The 15,053-nt window shown below is 67.4% G+C and carries 14 protein-coding genes; 7 read left to right on the plus strand and 7 right to left on the minus strand.

Annotation, left to right across the window (positions count from 1 at the left end; genetic code table 11):
- The first annotated feature begins 11 nt into the window (after positions 1 to 11).
- The gene (locus B3547_RS13995; RefSeq protein WP_292964107.1) at positions 12 to 494 is read left to right on the plus strand and encodes an Lrp/AsnC family transcriptional regulator; all 483 of its coding nucleotides are present in this window, start codon (positions 12 to 14) and stop codon (positions 492 to 494) included.
- Here B3547_RS13995 and B3547_RS14000 read toward each other — a convergent pair.
- Complete coding sequence (locus tag B3547_RS14000) at positions 466 to 1,845, minus strand: sensor histidine kinase (protein WP_292964109.1); 1,380 nt, start codon at positions 1,843 to 1,845, stop codon at positions 466 to 468. The two genes, B3547_RS13995 and B3547_RS14000, sit on opposite strands and share 29 nt — an antisense overlap.
- Entirely contained in the window at positions 1,842 to 2,498 is a 657-nt protein-coding gene (locus B3547_RS14005) for a response regulator (protein ID WP_194920426.1), read from the minus strand. The genes B3547_RS14000 and B3547_RS14005 overlap by 4 nt, the downstream gene beginning before the upstream one ends.
- A 106-nt stretch (positions 2,499 to 2,604) precedes the next feature.
- On the opposite strand from B3547_RS14005, the gene B3547_RS14010 reads away from it, so the two are divergent.
- From B3547_RS14010 to B3547_RS14020, 3 genes are read left to right on the plus strand one after another with little or no spacing between them, the layout of a single operon-like run.
- Complete coding sequence (locus B3547_RS14010; protein ID WP_124808833.1) at positions 2,605 to 3,711, plus strand: efflux RND transporter periplasmic adaptor subunit; 1,107 nt, start codon at positions 2,605 to 2,607, stop codon at positions 3,709 to 3,711.
- A gap of 4 nt (positions 3,712 to 3,715) precedes the next feature.
- Positions 3,716 to 6,856, plus strand: coding sequence for an efflux RND transporter permease subunit (locus B3547_RS14015; protein WP_292964114.1), 3,141 nt, complete (start codon positions 3,716 to 3,718; stop codon positions 6,854 to 6,856).
- On the plus strand, positions 6,849 to 8,099 hold the full coding sequence (locus B3547_RS14020) for a TolC family protein (RefSeq protein WP_124808835.1): 1,251 nt from the start codon (positions 6,849 to 6,851) through the stop codon (positions 8,097 to 8,099). The genes B3547_RS14015 and B3547_RS14020 overlap by 8 nt, the downstream gene beginning before the upstream one ends.
- Positions 8,100 to 8,275: 176 nt before the next feature.
- On the opposite strand, the gene B3547_RS14025 is transcribed toward B3547_RS14020, so the two are convergent.
- From B3547_RS14025 to B3547_RS14040, 4 genes are all read right to left on the minus strand, one after another.
- Positions 8,276 to 8,998, minus strand: a complete 723-nt coding sequence (locus B3547_RS14025; protein ID WP_292964117.1) for a cytochrome b/b6 domain-containing protein — start codon at positions 8,996 to 8,998, stop codon at positions 8,276 to 8,278.
- Entirely contained in the window at positions 8,998 to 9,456 is a 459-nt protein-coding gene (locus tag B3547_RS14030; protein WP_124808837.1) for a c-type cytochrome, read from the minus strand. The genes B3547_RS14025 and B3547_RS14030 overlap by 1 nt, the downstream gene beginning before the upstream one ends.
- Positions 9,457 to 9,574: 118 nt before the next feature.
- The gene (gene folD, locus B3547_RS14035; protein ID WP_124808838.1) at positions 9,575 to 10,447 is read right to left on the minus strand and encodes a bifunctional methylenetetrahydrofolate dehydrogenase/methenyltetrahydrofolate cyclohydrolase FolD; all 873 of its coding nucleotides are present in this window, start codon (positions 10,445 to 10,447) and stop codon (positions 9,575 to 9,577) included.
- Positions 10,448 to 10,863: 416 nt separating this feature from the next.
- Entirely contained in the window at positions 10,864 to 12,501 is a 1,638-nt protein-coding gene (locus B3547_RS14040) for an NAD(P)/FAD-dependent oxidoreductase (protein ID WP_124808839.1), read from the minus strand.
- A gap of 107 nt (positions 12,502 to 12,608) precedes the next feature.
- Between B3547_RS14040 and modA the strand changes: the two genes are divergently transcribed.
- From modA to B3547_RS14055, 3 genes are read left to right on the plus strand one after another with little or no spacing between them, the layout of a single operon-like run.
- On the plus strand, positions 12,609 to 13,370 hold the full coding sequence (gene modA, locus B3547_RS14045; RefSeq protein ID WP_292964121.1) for a molybdate ABC transporter substrate-binding protein: 762 nt from the start codon (positions 12,609 to 12,611) through the stop codon (positions 13,368 to 13,370).
- Positions 13,371 to 13,378: 8 nt separating this feature from the next.
- Complete coding sequence (gene modB, locus B3547_RS14050; RefSeq protein ID WP_292964123.1) at positions 13,379 to 14,074, plus strand: molybdate ABC transporter permease subunit; 696 nt, start codon at positions 13,379 to 13,381, stop codon at positions 14,072 to 14,074.
- The gene (locus B3547_RS14055) at positions 14,064 to 14,729 is read left to right on the plus strand and encodes an ATP-binding cassette domain-containing protein (protein ID WP_292964125.1); all 666 of its coding nucleotides are present in this window, start codon (positions 14,064 to 14,066) and stop codon (positions 14,727 to 14,729) included. Before modB ends, B3547_RS14055 begins: the two co-directional genes overlap by 11 nt.
- Here the strand turns inward: B3547_RS14055 and B3547_RS14060 are convergent.
- Positions 14,726 to 15,040, minus strand: coding sequence for a PilZ domain-containing protein (locus tag B3547_RS14060; protein WP_223806551.1), 315 nt, complete (start codon positions 15,038 to 15,040; stop codon positions 14,726 to 14,728). The two genes, B3547_RS14055 and B3547_RS14060, sit on opposite strands and share 4 nt — an antisense overlap.
- Positions 15,041 to 15,053: the final 13 nt, after the last annotated feature.

Raw genomic sequence — 15,053 nt, forward strand, 5'->3', positions numbered from 1 at the left:
TGACGGGTGATATGCCTGACGGAATGGAACTTGAAAGGCAACTTGACCCGTTCGACCGGCGCATTCTCGACGTGTTGGGGCGCGAGGGGCGGTTGCCCGTGACCGAGCTGGCGGAGCGTGTGGGGCTCTCGAAGACGCCGTGCCAGGTCCGCCTGAAACGGCTGGTTGATGACGGCGTCATCACCGGCTTTCGCGCGGTGATCGACCCTGCGCGGCTGGGGCTGGATCACATCGCCTTTACCGAAGTGAAGCTGTCGGACACGCGCGAGCAGGCGCTGGCCGAGTTTAACCGCGGGGTGAAGGCGATCGCGGAAGTGGAGGAATGCCACATGATCGCGGGCAATTTCGACTACCTGCTGAAAGTGCGCACCGCCAACATCGCCCGGTTCCGTGCGGTGCTGGGCGAGAAGATTTCCCGCCTGCCGCATGTTTCGCACACGTCCACGTTCGTGGTGATGGAAGCGGTCAAGGATCTGTCGGGCCGCGCGCCCTGAGCTGAACGATAAGGCCGTGCGCGGGAGACGGCCGGTTTTCCAGCGTCAGCGACAGGCCATAGGCGGTCGCGATGTCGTGCGCGATGGCAAGGCCCAGGCCCGATCCGGGCTTGCCGGGATCGAAGCGGCTCCCAATTTCGAAAGCGCGGGCGATGTCGCCGACGGCAAGGCCGGGGCCATCGTCGATCACGCGGACGCTGCCGTCCTCGCCAATCACCAGTTGCACCCGGCTTTCGGACCACTTGCCCGCGTTGTCGATGAGGTTGGAAAGCAGTTCGGACAGGTCCACCGGATCGACCGGCCACGCCGCCTCCGGTCCGGCGTGGTTGACGAGATCGAAGCGCTTGTCCGGGTGCAGTCGGCGCATGGCGGAGAGGATCGGCGCCAGCACGTCGGACAGGCGGCTGATCGCGCCCGGCGCGCCCGATCCGGCGGCGGAGCGGGCGCGGGCGAGCTGGTATTCGATCTGCTGTGCCATCAGCCGGGTCTGTTCCAGCAGTACCGCGGCGGGGGTGGAGGTGCCGCGATCCTGCGCCAGCCGTTCGGCCTCGTCGGTGATGACCGCCAGCGGCGTGCGCAGCGCGTGGGCGAGGTTGCCGGCCTGCACCCGCGCGCGATCGACGATTGCGGTGTTGTGGGCGATATAGGCGTTGAGGTCGTCCACCAGCGGCGCGATCTCTACCGGGTAGTGTCCGTCCAGCCGCGCAGTGGTGCCGGCGCGCAGGCGTGAGGTGGCCTGCGCCAGCCGGTCGAGCGGGCGGAAGCCGAACACCACGATGAACACGCCCGTCGCCACCAGCGCTACGGCCAGCGCCAGCAGCCACAGCGTCAGTTCGCGCGTGAACCGGGCGATGGTTTCGTCGAGCAGGCGCTGGTCGGTGGCGATCACGAAGTGGATGTCTCGCCCGCTGGGGCTTTTGCGGATCAGACCATAGGTGATGGCGGGGCCGGTCGGCCCGTTGTCGAGCCGGTGGACGATGACCGGGCCATGGGCGACGTCCTCGTCCAGCGCGCCGCGCGTCATCGAGGCGGAGCGCAGGATCATGCCCCGGTCCACGCTGACCTGCCAGTAGAAGCCCGAAAGCGGCACCAGATAGCGCGGATCGGACAGCGGGCGGGTGAGTTCGATGTGTTCGCCGGGGCCGATCTTCACCAAGCCGGCCAGCTCGCGGACGTGGACGTCCAGTTCCTCGTGGTACTGTTCCTCGATGTGCTTGGTGAAGACACGCGTGGCCGAGAACCAGATGCCGCCGATACCGAGGCCGACCCACACGAGGACCGCCAGCAGCACGCGCGCGCGCAGGCTGTTCAGCAGCCCGCGCGGGCCGGGGAGGGGGGCGTGGTGGGTCATCGTTCGAACCTGTAGCCCAGTCCGCGCAGCGTGGTGATGCGGTCGCGACCGATCTTGCGGCGCAGGCGCGAGACCAGCACTTCCACCGCGTTCAGTTCCCGCTGGCTGTCGAGATCGTAGAGATGCTCGATGATATCGCCCTGCGAGAGCACCTGCCCGGCGCGGCGCAGGAACAGTTGCAGCAGGCGGAACTCCTGCTTGCTCAGCACCAGCGGCTCGCCATCGCGCAGCGCGGTGCGGCTGACCGGATCGAGCCGGATGCCGGCTTCCTCCAGCCAGGGATCGTGCTTGCCCGCGTGGCGGCGGAACAGCGCGTTCAGCCGGGCCAGCAGTTCCTCGAAACGCACCGGCTTGACCACGAAATCGTCGGCGCCGGCGTTCAGCCCTTCCACTTTGTCCTGCCAGCTTCCGCGCGCGGTCAGGATCAGGATCGGGCATTCGACGCGGCGCGCACGCCAGAAGCGCAGCAGGTCCATGCCGGTGCCGTCTGGCAGGCCCAGATCGAGGATCACCGCCGCCATCTTGTCCATGTCGGGCCAGTCTTCGCCTTCTGCGCGGTTGCGCGCGAGATCGACGGCAAAGCCTGCGCCGCGCAGGCGGTCGGACAGGCGGCGCGCCAGTTGTTCGTCATCCTCGACCAGCAGCAGCCGCATCGTTGTTGTCCTTCTCCTCCGCCGATCGGTGAGCAATCGCGAAAAAGCTGTCAGTATTCTCCCAAACTGACAAGCTCCTGTCAGGTTCGTGGCTATTGCCCCTGATATGGACAAGCGGATTCTTGCAGGCGGCGTGGCTGCCGTCGTTCTCGCCGGCGGTGCTTTCTGGTGGAGTGCCAGTCGTGCGCCGGCTCCCGAAGCAACGGAAAGCGCGACGGAAAAAGCCGGCGCGCAGGCGCTGACAGCGGCGCAGATCGAGCGCCTTGGCATCCAGGTGAAGCCAGCGGAAGACGCCGGCGCGCTGCCGATCGGTTCGGTGCCCGCGCAAGTCAATCTGCCGCCCGAAGCGCGCGTGGCAGTGACCACGCCTTTCGCCGGAACCGCGGTACAGGTTCTGGTGATCCAGGGACAGGCGGTTGCGAAGGGGCAGGCGCTGGCCGTGGTGCGCGCGGCGGAGCCGGTGCAGTTCGGCGCCGAACTTGCGCGATCCGAAGCCGATCTGGCGCTGACACGGGCCAACGCCAACCGGCTTTCGCAACTCGCGCGCGAGGGCGTCGTTGCCGGCGTCCGCGCCGACGAGGCCAGCGCCGCGCTTCAGCGCAGCGAGGCAAGCGTGCGCGAGAACCGGCGCCTGCTGGCGCTGGCCGGCGCGGGGCGCGATGGCACGGTCACGTTGCGCGCGCCCATTGCGGGACGCGTGGCGACGGCGACGGTCGAAACCGGTGCAGCCGTCGGCGGCGGCGCGGCGCCTTTCGTGATCGAAAACACCTCGGCGCTGCGGCTGGACCTGCAATTGCCCGAACGGATGGCGGGGCAGGTGCAGCCGGGCATGGCAGTGCAGGTGCCGCTGGAGGGCGGCGCCACCGTCACCGGCAAGATACTTTCGGTCGGCGCCTCGCTTGATCCGGTGACGCGCTCGATTGCCGCGAAGGCCAGCCTTTCGGCCTCCGACGGGCTGGTGCCTGGCAAAGGCGTCACCGCGGTGATTGGCGGCGCATCCGGCGCCAGCGGCGTGGCGGTGCCGGTCAGCGCGGTCACCCGGATCGACGGACAGGATTACGTCTTCGTGCGCAAGGGCAATGCCTTCGAGCGGCGCAAGGTGGCCGTCGCCATCGAAACCGGCGGGCGGGCGGTGCTGTCCGGCGGAATCCGGGTCGGGGAACAGGTGGCGACGACGGGCGTGACCGAACTCAAGTCGCTGGCGGGGCAGTAAGGCGATGCTGCGGAGGCTGGTCGAAAAAGCGCTGTCGCTGCGCCTCGTGATGATCGGGCTGGCGCTGGTGCTGGCCGGCGCGGGGGCGTGGTCGTTCGTCAACCTGCCGATCGATGCGTTTCCGGACATCAGTTCCACGCAGGTCAAGATCATCCTGAAGGCGCCAGGCATGACGCCCGAGGAAGTGGAAAGCCGGGTGATCGCGCCGATCGAGATGGAGATGCTGGGCATCCCCGACCAGAACGTGCTGCGCTCGGTCGCCAAGTACGCGATTGCGGACATCACGATCGACTTCAAGGACGGCACCGATATCTACTGGGCGCGGAACCAGGTGGCGGAGCGCCTGAACGGGGCGATGGGCGACCTGCCCAATACGGTGACTGGCGGCCTCGCGCCGATTTCCACCCCGTTATCCGACATGTACATGTTCACGCTGGAAGGGCCGCAAAGCCTTGCCGAAAAGCGGCGGGCACTCGACTGGATCATCCGTCCCGCGCTGCGCACGGTGCCCGGCGTGGCCGATGTCAATTCGCTGGGTGGCCATGCCGAAACGTTCGAGGTTTCGCCCAATCCGGCAGCGATGGCGGCGGCGGGGCTGACCGTTTCCGACCTCACTACCGCGATCGAGGGCGGCAACCGCAACGATGGCGCGGGGCGTCTGGTCACTGGCGAGGAAGCGCTGATCGTGCGCTCCACCGGTGCGATCCGCACGCTGGACGACCTTTCCTCCGTGGTCGTGCGCTCCTCGCCCGCCGGCATCGTGCGCGTGGGCGATCTCGCCACGGTGCGGATCGGCAGCCTGACCCGTTACGGCGCGGTGACGCGCGACGGCAAGGGCGAAGCGGTGGAAGGCCTTGTCATCGGCCTGAAGGGCGCGGATGCTTCGAAAGTGGTGCAGGGGGTCAAGGCACGCCTGACCGAGATTGCGCCCAGCCTGCCCAAGGGCATGTCCGTCTCGGTATTCTATGACCGGTCCGAACTGATCGGGCACGCCGTTGGCACGGTCGAGGAAGCGTTGCTCGAAGCGACCGTGCTGGTGATCGTGCTTTTGCTGCTGTTCCTGGGGGATGCGCGCGCCTCGGTCATCGTTGCGCTGGCGCTGCCGATGGCGGCGCTGCTCACGTTCATCTGCATGCGGGCGATCGGCCTCACCGCCAACCTGATGAGCCTGGGCGGCCTCGCCATCGCCGTGGGAATGCTTATCGACGGCGCGGTGGTGGTGGTGGAGAATGTGGTCGAGCGCCTTTCGGACGAGAGACATGCGAAATCGGGCAAGCTCTACAACGTCCTGGTGGCCTCGGCCGAAGTGGCGACTCCGGTCGCTTCGGGCATGGCGATCATCGCGCTGGTGTTCCTGCCGCTGCTGACGCTGGAAGGGCTGGAAGGCAAGCTGTTCGCCCCCGTGGCGCTCACGATCGTGCTGGCGCTGCTGTCGGCGCTTGTGCTGTCGCTGACGCTCGTGCCGGTGCTGGCCTATTACGTGCTGAAAGTGCGGCTGGGCCATCACGAACCATGGCTGATGCGCCAGCTGGGGCCGCGCTATGCCGCGCTGCTCAAGGGCGCGTTTGCGCGCAAGCGGCTGGTGTTCTCGATCGCGGGCGTCTCGCTGCTGCTGACGGGCGTGGCCTATTCGGCGACCGGAAAGACTTTCCTGCCGACCATGGATGAAGGCTCGGTGATCGTGCAGCTTACCAAGGTGCCGAGCATCTCGCTGCCGCACAGCCTTGACGACGACATGAAGGTGCAGCGGGCCATCCGGGCGAAAGTGCCGGAAGTGACCGAAGTGATCGCCCGCACCGGTTCCGACGAACTGGGCCTCGATCCGATGGGCCTCAACGAGACCGACAGTTTTCTCAAACTCAAGCCGCGCAGCGAATGGCGCGTCAACGACAAGGACTGGCTGGTCGAGGAAATTCGCAAGGTCATGGAAGACCTGCCGGGTATCCAGCCGACGTTCACCCAGCCGATCGAGATGCGCATCTCCGAAATGCTGACCGGCGCGCGCGGGGATCTGGCGATCAAGCTGTTCGGGCCTGACATCGCCGAGCTTTCGCGCCTGGCCGGGCAGATCCAGCAACGCCTCCAGACCATCCCCGGCACGAGCGAGGCGGTGACCGTGGCGAACGACAAGGTGGACTACCTCCAGTTCGACATCGACCGCGCGGCGGCCGGGCGCGTCGGAATGCCGGTCAACGACCTGCAGGACGCGATGCGCGCGCAGGTGGAAGGCGTGCGCGCGGGCGTGGTGGCCGAAGGCGTGCGGCGCGTGCCGATCGTGGTGCGCGGCGATAGCGGCGCGCAGGACGCGGGCGTGCAGTCCTTCGCCGACCAGCTTTACCGTTCGCCGTCGGGCCAGCTGGTGCGCGCGAGCGACGTGGCGAAAGTCTCGCGCGTGGAAGGGCCGGTCAAGCTGGAGCACGAGAACGGATCGCGCTTCGCGATGATCCAGGCCTTCGTTTCCGGCCGCGACCTTGTGGGCTACGTGGACGAGGCCAAGGCCGACATCGCGCGCAACGTGAAGCTGCCGGCGGGATACCGGATCGTCTGGGGCGGGCAATTCGAGAACCAGCAACGCGCCTCGGCCCGCCTGGCGCTGGTGCTGCCGATCTCGCTGGCGATGATCTTCGTGGTGCTTTACGCCACGCTGCGCTCAGTGCGGGCCTCGCTGCTGATCCTCGTCAACATTCCCTTCGCGATGGTCGGCGGGATGATCTCGCTGGCGATGTCGGGGCAGTATCTCTCCGTGCCCGCCTCGGTTGGCTTCATCGCGCTGCTGGGCATCGCTGTGCTGAACGGGCTCGTCATGGTGAGCTATTTCCGCCAGTTGCGCGAAGGCGGTATGCCCCTGGCCGATGCGGTGCGGCGCGGCGCGGAGCGGCGGCTGCGGCCGGTGCTGATGACCGCCACGATCGCCGCCTTCGGCCTTGTCCCGCTGCTGTTCGCGACGGGGCCAGGATCGGAAATCCAGAAGCCGCTGGCGATTGTGGTGATCGGCGGGCTGATCTCGTCCACGCTGCTCACGCTGGTGCTGCTGCCGATCCTCTACGAACGCTTCGGGGAATCGCGGGCCGAACGGGAGGCCGGAGATCGCGTTGTCGATCCCGGATCCGGGGCCGTGGAAGAAGGGGAGGCGTCCCATGCGTAAGCATGCGCTGCTCGCGCTTCCCGCGCTTCTGGCGGCCCTGCCGGCGCTGGCGGCGGACCCGGGCCTGCCCGATACCGAGGCCGTGCGGGCCGCGCTCGACGCGCATCCCAGCGTGCAGGCGGCGGACGCGCGGGTCGATGCCGCGCGCGCCGAAGCCGGAGCATTGCGGCGGGGCACGCAGGAGTTCAATCTCTATACCAGCTACATGAGCCGCACGGTCGACCGGGAAGGGCGCTACAACGAGTTCGACGCGCAATTGACCCGCCCGGTGCGCCTGCCCGGCAAGGGGCGGCTCGACCGGCAGATCGGCGACCTGGGGATCGAGGCCGCGCACAACATGGCCGAGGACGCGCGGCATCAGGCGGCGCTGGTGCTGGCACAGGAATGGTGGGACTGGCTGGGCGCGGCGGAGGAAGCCAAAGTCGACCGGCAGGCGGTCAGCAATCTGGAAGCCACGCTCAAGGCCGTGCAGCGGCGCGTGGCGTTGCGCGATGCCGCGCAGCTGGACGCCGATCAGGCCGCCGCCGCGCTGGGAACGGCGAAAGTCGCCGCCGCGCAGTCGGCGGGGCGGGCGCAACTCGCCCGTGTGCGGCTGGCAACCCATTTCGCCTCGTTGCCCTTGCCGGTGGAGGCGCCCGAAGTGCCACGGCCGGTCATGCCGGGCGAGAGCCTGGAAAGCTACGGCGCGCGGATGTTCGTGCGCAGCCACGAGATCGCGGCGGCGGAAGCGGAACTGCACAAGCGCGAAGCCATGGCCGAGCGCGTCCGGCAGGACCGGTTGGCCGATCCCAGCGTGGGCGTGCGCCTGTTCTCCGAACGCGGCGGCATGGAAAAGGGCGCCGGCGTGATCTTCTCCATGCCGATCGGCGGCGGACACCGCACCGCGCTGGCCGAGCAGGCCGATGCGCAGGCGAACGCGGCGCGCGCCGATGCGCTGGCCGCGCGCATGGCGGTACAGGAGACGGCCAGCGGCGATATCGCCGAGGTGCGCTTCCGGTACGAAAGCTGGCAACGCGCGCGCGAAGCGCTGGATGCGCAGGTGGCGGCGCTGGTGAAGCTGCGGCGTGGCCAGGCAGCGGGCGAGATCGATCTGTCCGATGTGCTGTTCGGCGAGCGGCAGGTGCAGGACGCGTTCCGTGCCGAGGCCGCCGCACGCACCGAGGCAATGCGGATGCTCACGCGCATCCGCATCGACAGCCACGAACTGTGGATCGGCGATGCGGAGGATGCGGCCAAGCAATAGCGCTGAGGGGCATTCGGCGACCCTGGAAATCCCACCCCCAACCCCTCCCGCAGGCGGGAGGGGAGCGAGACTTGCGTCGCCGCAGGCAGCCTTAGCCGCTTCGGGGTGGGCGCTGCCTTTGCAAGCGAAGCGACAATTGCCAAAAAAGGGCGGGAAACGACCCGCCCCTTCTCGCCTTACATGTAGGATTCTTCCGCCGAGGGCGGCGGTGTTTGCCACGCCTGCTTCGCCTGCTCGAGCGAGAACGGCGCGCCCAGCGCGACCCAGCCGGCGAACGCGGCAGCGAGTATCACGCTGACGATCAAACGCCACGCCGGAGCGAACGTGGGGTGTTCGATGGCTTGCGTGAAAGCCTTGTGCCCGGACAGCATCGGGTGGACCAGATTGTCGCGCTTCACGAACAGGTAGAACAGGACAGCGGCGACGTGAAGGGCCACGAACAGCAGCAGGATATTGAACACGACCTCGTGCGCTTCGCCTGCCGCATCGCCCGTATCGTAAGAAACGAAATGGTTGAGCGGGCCAGAAGCGACCGCATCGCTATCCTGCGCGATCAGGCCCAGGCCCACTTGCAGCGCCAGCAGGCCCAGCAGGACCAGCACGCTCCAGCCGCCCAGCGGATTGTGTCCGACGATGGTCGGCGCCTTGCCTTCGTGCGATGCCCTGAGATAGGCGAGGACGGCGCCCGGCCCCTTCACAAAGCTGCCGAAGCGAGCGGTCGATCCGCCGAGGAAGCCCCACAGCACGCGGAACACCACCAGCCCCAGCATGACGAGGCCGATGGTCTTGTGCAGATCGATCTTGCCGTTTTCACCGGTCCACCAGAGCGCGCCGAACAGCGCGACGACACTCCAGTGGAACAGGCGAACCGGCGCGTCCCAGAGCCGGACCTTGCCCATCAGTGGCGTTCGCGGAAGTTATCGTGGCAGCCCTTGCACGCGCCGCCGACCGCCGGGAAGGCGGTACGGATGCGGTTAAGATCGCCGCTGGTAGCCGCCGCCCGAAGATCGCCGGCCTTCGTCACGAGATTACGCGTAGCGCCCTGGAAATCGGCCGGGCGCTGCCAGATGGCGGCGAGCGCTTCGGTCTTCACGCCCGATTCCGGGCCGGAGCCGCGCGGGAACCCGTGGCCGACGTGGCCGGCCGCCTGGTTCAGCGACTGCGCGCTGGCGCGGATCACGCCAAGGTCGGGCGCGGGCTTCTTCAGCTCCTCCCCGATAGCCTTCATCGCGCGGCCCAACTGCTTGAAGTTCGCCTGGCGCGCGGCGACCGTTTCGGCTGGCGTCGCGGCGATCGCGGAAACCACGGTTCCCGAAGCGGCCAGCGCGGCGAGGGCGAGAACGATGTGCTTTTTCATCCGTGAAGGCTCCTTGGAAATTCCATCCGGGCATAGCGCAAAAACCGGGGCTTGCGACAGGGGATTTGTCGCAAACCGTATCCGTTCTCCCACCCTTTTCAGGGCGCTTTCCTTCGTGTCAGGCGTTGCTCGATCCGCTGGCGATCCGCGCGGCGCGCACGGTGTTGGCCAGCAGGCAAGCGATGGTCATCGGGCCGACGCCGCCGGGCACCGGCGTTACCGCGCGCGCATGTTCCAGTTCGTGCGTGGCGCAATCGCCGACGATCTTCGAGGAGCCGTCATGATCGGTGACCCGGGTGATGCCCACGTCGATCACCACCGCACCGGGCTTGACCCAATAGCCGCGCACCAGTTGCGGCGCGCCGGCGGCGGCGACGATGATATCGGCCTTGCGCGCCACGTCGGGCAGGTCGCGCGTTTCGATGTGGGTGACGGTAACGGTCGCCTCGCGCTCGAGCAGCAGCATCGATACCGGCTTGCCGACGATGTTCGACTTGCCGATCACCACGGCGTTGAGGCCACGGTAATCGTCGATCACGCTGTCGAGCAGCATCATGATGCCGAGCGGGGTGCAGGGCACCAGCCCGCCGGTGCCGGTCGAAAGGCGCCCGACGTTGACGGGGTGGAAGCCATCGACATCCTTGAGCGGGCTGATCCGGTCGAGCACGCGCGCGGCATCGATGCCCGCGGGCAGCGGCAGCTGGACGAGAATGCCATGCACGGCCGGATCCGCGTTGAGCTGGTCGATCAGCGCGTGGAGTTCGCCTTCCGCCGTCGTTGCCGGCATGCGGTGTTCGAACGAGACGATCCCGGCCTTGCGGCACTGGGCGATCTTGCGGCCGACATAGACCTCGCTGGCGGGATCGTTACCGACCAGCACCACGGCAAGGCCGGGCGGCGTACCGGTTTCCGCCACGATCTGCCGGACTTCGTCCGCTGTGCGCTCGGTCAGCGCGCGCGCCATGGCTTTGCCGTCGATGATCTGGGCCATCTGTCATCTCCCCCTGCGTACCGGAACTGCGTGCCGGAATTTCGTCCGGACCGGAGCTGGCGGCTAGCATAAATTGTATGTGTTGCATACAAAATTTGCGCAATGTCCGTACCGGCGAGCCGCAGACAAAAAAGGGGCCGACCAGTTGCCCGGTCGGCCCTTGAAAGTTTGGGAGAGGATGCCTGAAAGGCCCGCTCCATATGGGTTGGTTACGAATTGTGTGCAAGTGCGAAATAAAAATACCTTAATGCATTTTTTGCAACTGTAAAATGCGTCCTCGTGCATAATATTTATAAAAATCAACATATTATGATATGGAAACGAACTTGCCGCCGCCGCCGCGCCTAATCCTGGAGCGCAAAATCCTGCCTGAAGTGTCTCGCTAGTGAGACGGATTGTGCGAAAGCGAACGACGCTCAGGCCGCCGCCGCGCTTTGCCCCGTCATGTCGAGCGCCAGCGCTTCGGCCACGCGGATACCGTCCACCGCCGCCGAGAGAATGCCGCCCGCGTAGCCAGCGCCTTCGCCTGCAGGATAGAGGCCGCGCGTGTTCACGCTCTGGAAGTCGGCCCCGCGCCGGATGCGGATGGGGGAGGAGGTGCGCGTTTCCACTCCGGTCAGCACCACGTCGGGGTGATCGTATCCGGGAACCTGCCGGCCAAACGCGGGCAGCGCCTCGCGGATCGATTCGATCACGAAATCGGGCAGGCATTGCGAAAGATCGGTCAGGTGAACGCCGGGCTGATAGGACGGCGTGACCTCCCCGAACGTGGTGGAGGGCCGGCCGGCCAGGAAATCGCCCAGCTTCTGCCCCGGCGCCTTGTAGTTCGAACCGCCGGCGACATAGGCCAGCGATTCCCAGTGGCGTTGATAGGCGATGCCCGCCAGCGGGCCGCCGGGATAATCGCGATCCGGGCTGATATCGACAACGATGCCCGAATTGGCGTTGAATTCGGCGCGCGAATACTGGCTCATGCCGTTGGTGACGACCCGCCCTTCCTCGCTCGTCGCGGCGACGACGCGTCCGCCGGGGCACATGCAAAAGCTGTAGACCGTGCGGCCGTTGGAACACTGGTGCGAGATCGAATAGGCGGCCGCGCCCAGGATCGGGTTACCGGCACCGGGACCATAGCGGGCCTTGTCGATCCAGCTTTGCGGATGTTCGATCCGCACGCCGATCGCGAAAGGCTTGGCTTCCACGTACACGCCGCAATCGTGCAGGACATGGAACGTATCGCGCGCGCTGTGGCCAACCGCGAGCACGACGTGGCTGGCCGGCAGGAACTCGCCGTTGCTGAGGTGCAGGCCCCTCAAGGAGCGGGCGCCGTCGGCGGCGGTCTCGATCTCGAAATCCTCTACGCGGGTCTGGAAGCGGTATTCGCCGCCCAGCGCCTCGATCGTTTCGCGGATGCTCATGACCATGGTGACGAGCCGGAACGTGCCGATATGCGGGTGCGCCTCGGTCAGGATGTCGTCCGGCGCGCCCGCCTTGACGAATTCGACCAGCACCTTGCGGCCCAAGTGGCGCGGGTCCTTGATCCGGCTGTAGAGCTTGCCGTCGGAGAACGTGCCCGCGCCGCCTTCGCCGAACTGGACGTTCGATTCCGGCGTCAGCACGCTGCGGCGCCACAGGCCCCAGGTATCCTTGGTCCGTTCGCGCACCGCCTTGCCGCGCTCGATGATGATCGGGCGGAACCCCATCTGCGCCAGGATCAGGGCCGCCAGCAGCCCGCAGGGGCCGGCGCCGATGACCACGGGGCGGGGGGCGTCGGCAGGCGGGGGCGCTGATGTGACGAAGCGGTACGCGGTATCGGGCGTGGGGCGGACGTGCGGGTCGCCGGCGAGGCGCGCGAGCACGGCGGCTTCGTCGGCCAGTGTCACGTCGATCGCATAGACCAGCTTGATCGCGCTCTTGCGCCGCGCGTCGTTGCCACGCCGGGCAATGGTGTAGCGCACGAGGTCGGCGGGCGTGATGCCCAGCCGTTCGACGATCGCGGCTTCCAGCGCTTCGGGCGTGTGGTCGAGCGGCAGCTTGAGTTCGGTAATGCGCAGCATGGCTCCGTCCCTAGTCGTCCGCGTGGCGCAGGGAAAGCCGGCAAACTTTTTCGCGTGACCGGGCGGTGCCGAGGCTATATCTGGACGAATATAGAAATGGGTGGTTGATGCCGAGATTGCTTTCCGCGTTCCTTGTCCTTCTTTTGGCGTTGACCGGCGTTCCGGCGCTTGCCGGGCCTCCGGTCGTGCTGGCGGCGGCGAGCTTGCAGGAATCGCTGAACGCCGCCGCCGATGCCTGGGCGCGCAAGGGGCATGAGCGCCCGGTGATCTCGTTTGCGGGATCGTCAGCGCTTGCCCGGCAGATCGAGGCGGGCGCGCCGGCCGACCTGTTCATTTCCGCCGACGAGGAATGGATGGACCATGTTTCCGCGCGCGGACTGGTGCGCAAGGGCACGCGGGCGATGTTCCTTACCAACCGGCTGGTGCTGGTCTCGTCAGCCGCAAGCCGCGCCGCGTTGGTGATCGGACCGCGCTTTCCGCTGGCCCGCGCGCTGGGCAGCGCCGGGCGGCTGGCCATGGCCGATCCCGATGCCGTGCCGGCGGGGCGCTATGGCCGCGAAGCGCTGACCCGGCTGGGTGTGTGGCCAAGCGTGCAGGCGCGCGTGGCCAGGGCCGAAAACGTGCGCGCCGCCATGGCGCTGGTCGAACGCGACGCGGCGCCGCTCGGCGTGGTCTATGCCACCGATGCGCGTGCCAGCACCGGGGTGCGCATTGCCGGCTGGTTCCCCGCGAACAGCCATACGCCGATCACCTACCCGATCGCGCAACTGAGCGGCTCGCGCGCGCCCGATGCTGCCGGGTTCGAACGCTTCCTGCTCTCGCGCGAAGGCAAGGCGATCTTCGCGCGGTTCGGTTTCGGCACGCGGTAAGGCACTTCATGCTGTCGGCGGAAGAATGGGAGATCGTGCTGCTGTCGCTGAAAGTCAGCGTGGCGGGTGTCGGGCTCATGCTGCCGCTGGCGTTCGCGCTCGCCTGGCTGCTGGCCCGGGTGCGGTTTCCGGGCAAGGTGCTGGTCGATGCGCTGATCCACCTGCCGCTGGTGGTGCCGCCGGTGGTGACGGGCTGGCTGCTGCTGATCGCCTTTGGCGGGAATGGTCCGATCGGAAGCTGGCTGGATCGCGCGTTCGGCATCACGTTGATGTTCCGCTGGACCGGCGCGGCGCTGGCGGCCGCAATCATGGCGCTGCCGCTGATGGTGCGGGCGATGCGGCTCTCGCTGGAAGCGGTCGACACGCGGCTGGAAAACGCGGCGCGCACGCTTGGTGCGGGGCCGTGGCGCGCGTTCCTGACGATCACTTTTCCGCTATCGCTGCCGGGTATTCTGGCCGGTGCCGTGCTTGGCTTCGCGCGGTCGATCGGCGAGTTCGGCGCGACGATCACGTTCGTGTCCAACATCCCTGGCGAAACGCGCACGCTGCCGCTGGCGATTTATTCGGCGCTGCAGATGCCCGATGGCGATGCGATGGTGGCACGGCTGGCGGGCATATCCGTGGCGCTCTCGCTGGTGGCGCTGGTCGCGTCCGAACTGCTGGCGCGGCGTTTCGGTACGCGCGGAGGCGGGCATGTCCTTTAACGGGCCTCCCGGCGATGCCCCTGCGTTCGATGTGGACGCGTTCGATGTGGACGTGGCGATCCGGCGCGGGAACCGGCTGATCGAAGCGCGTTTCACCAGCACAGCCGGATTGACGGCCTTGTTCGGACCATCCGGCGCCGGCAAGACCACCGTGCTGGATGCGCTCGCCGGATTGCTGCGGCCCGAACGCGGGCATGTCACGATCGCGGGCAAGACGCTGTTCGATGCCGGGCAGGGCGTCGATCTTCCGCCCGAACAGCGCGCTTGCGGGTACGTTTTCCAGCAAGCGCGCCTGTTTCCGCATCGGCGCGTGCGCGATAATCTGCTCTACGGCGAACGGCTGGCGCCGGCCGACCGGCGGTTCATGACGCTGCAGGAGGCCAGCGCCTTTCTGGGTATCGGCCATCTGCTCGATCGCTGGCCGCGCACGCTGTCCGGGGGCGAGGCGCAGCGCGTGGCCATCGGGCGGGCGCTGTTGGCCGGTCCGCGCTTCCTGTTGCTGGATGAGCCGCTGGCTTCGCTTGATGCCGAGCGCCGGGACGAGATCATGCAGGTGATCGAACGGCTGCGCGACGCATTGCGGCTGCCGATCCTCTATGTCAGCCACGACCGTACCGAAATAGACCGGCTGGCTGGCAATGTGGTTCGGCTCTAGGCGATGCTGCTTTCAACCAGAGCTTTCAGCACAGCCGGATGAAGCGGGGCGGCAAGCCTGCATCCCGCCAGCGAATCGTTGACCCAGACGACCCGGGCCATGCACGGCGCCAGACCGGGCAAGGTCAGCCACAGCTTGTCGCCCGGGCGCAGCCGCTCCACCGAGGAAAGCCGCGCGCCATCGCAAGACAGGTCAAGGACGATGCCAGGCAAGCGCTGCGTGAAGCGGCGGTATTGCACCGACAGCCGCGTTTCCAGGCGGTTCGCCAGGCGCATCTCGCGGCGCCGATGGAGCGATAGGGGGTTACTCATGGGCATATCCCAA

It is taken from the genome of Novosphingobium sp. UBA1939 (genome assembly GCF_002336885.1).
Classification (GTDB): domain Bacteria; phylum Pseudomonadota; class Alphaproteobacteria; order Sphingomonadales; family Sphingomonadaceae; genus Novosphingobium.

Excerpts from the sequence above, each read along its gene's own strand:
- B3547_RS14030 (WP_124808837.1), bottom strand. The coding sequence starts at position 9,456 with ATGAAAAAGCACATCGTTCTCGCCCTCGCCGCGCTGGCCGCTTCGGGA.
- B3547_RS14000 (WP_292964109.1), bottom strand. The coding sequence starts at position 1,845 with ATGACCCACCACGCCCCCCTCCCCGGCCCGCGCGGGCTGCTGAACAGC.
- B3547_RS13995 (WP_292964107.1), top strand. The coding sequence starts at position 12 with ATGCCTGACGGAATGGAACTTGAAAGGCAACTTGACCCGTTCGACCGG.
- B3547_RS14040 (WP_124808839.1), bottom strand. The coding sequence starts at position 12,501 with ATGCTGCGCATTACCGAACTCAAGCTGCCGCTCGACCACACGCCCGAA.
- folD (WP_124808838.1), bottom strand. The coding sequence starts at position 10,447 with ATGGCCCAGATCATCGACGGCAAAGCCATGGCGCGCGCGCTGACCGAG.
- B3547_RS14005 (WP_194920426.1), bottom strand. The coding sequence starts at position 2,498 with ATGCGGCTGCTGCTGGTCGAGGATGACGAACAACTGGCGCGCCGCCTG.
- B3547_RS14060 (WP_223806551.1), bottom strand. The coding sequence starts at position 15,040 with ATGAGTAACCCCCTATCGCTCCATCGGCGCCGCGAGATGCGCCTGGCG.
- modB (WP_292964123.1), top strand. The coding sequence starts at position 13,379 with ATGCTGTCGGCGGAAGAATGGGAGATCGTGCTGCTGTCGCTGAAAGTC.
- B3547_RS14010 (WP_124808833.1), top strand. The coding sequence starts at position 2,605 with ATGGACAAGCGGATTCTTGCAGGCGGCGTGGCTGCCGTCGTTCTCGCC.
- B3547_RS14025 (WP_292964117.1), bottom strand. The coding sequence starts at position 8,998 with ATGGGCAAGGTCCGGCTCTGGGACGCGCCGGTTCGCCTGTTCCACTGG.
- B3547_RS14015 (WP_292964114.1), top strand. The coding sequence starts at position 3,716 with ATGCTGCGGAGGCTGGTCGAAAAAGCGCTGTCGCTGCGCCTCGTGATG.
- B3547_RS14055 (WP_292964125.1), top strand. The coding sequence starts at position 14,064 with ATGTCCTTTAACGGGCCTCCCGGCGATGCCCCTGCGTTCGATGTGGAC.
- B3547_RS14020 (WP_124808835.1), top strand. The coding sequence starts at position 6,849 with ATGCGTAAGCATGCGCTGCTCGCGCTTCCCGCGCTTCTGGCGGCCCTG.
- modA (WP_292964121.1), top strand. The coding sequence starts at position 12,609 with ATGCCGAGATTGCTTTCCGCGTTCCTTGTCCTTCTTTTGGCGTTGACC.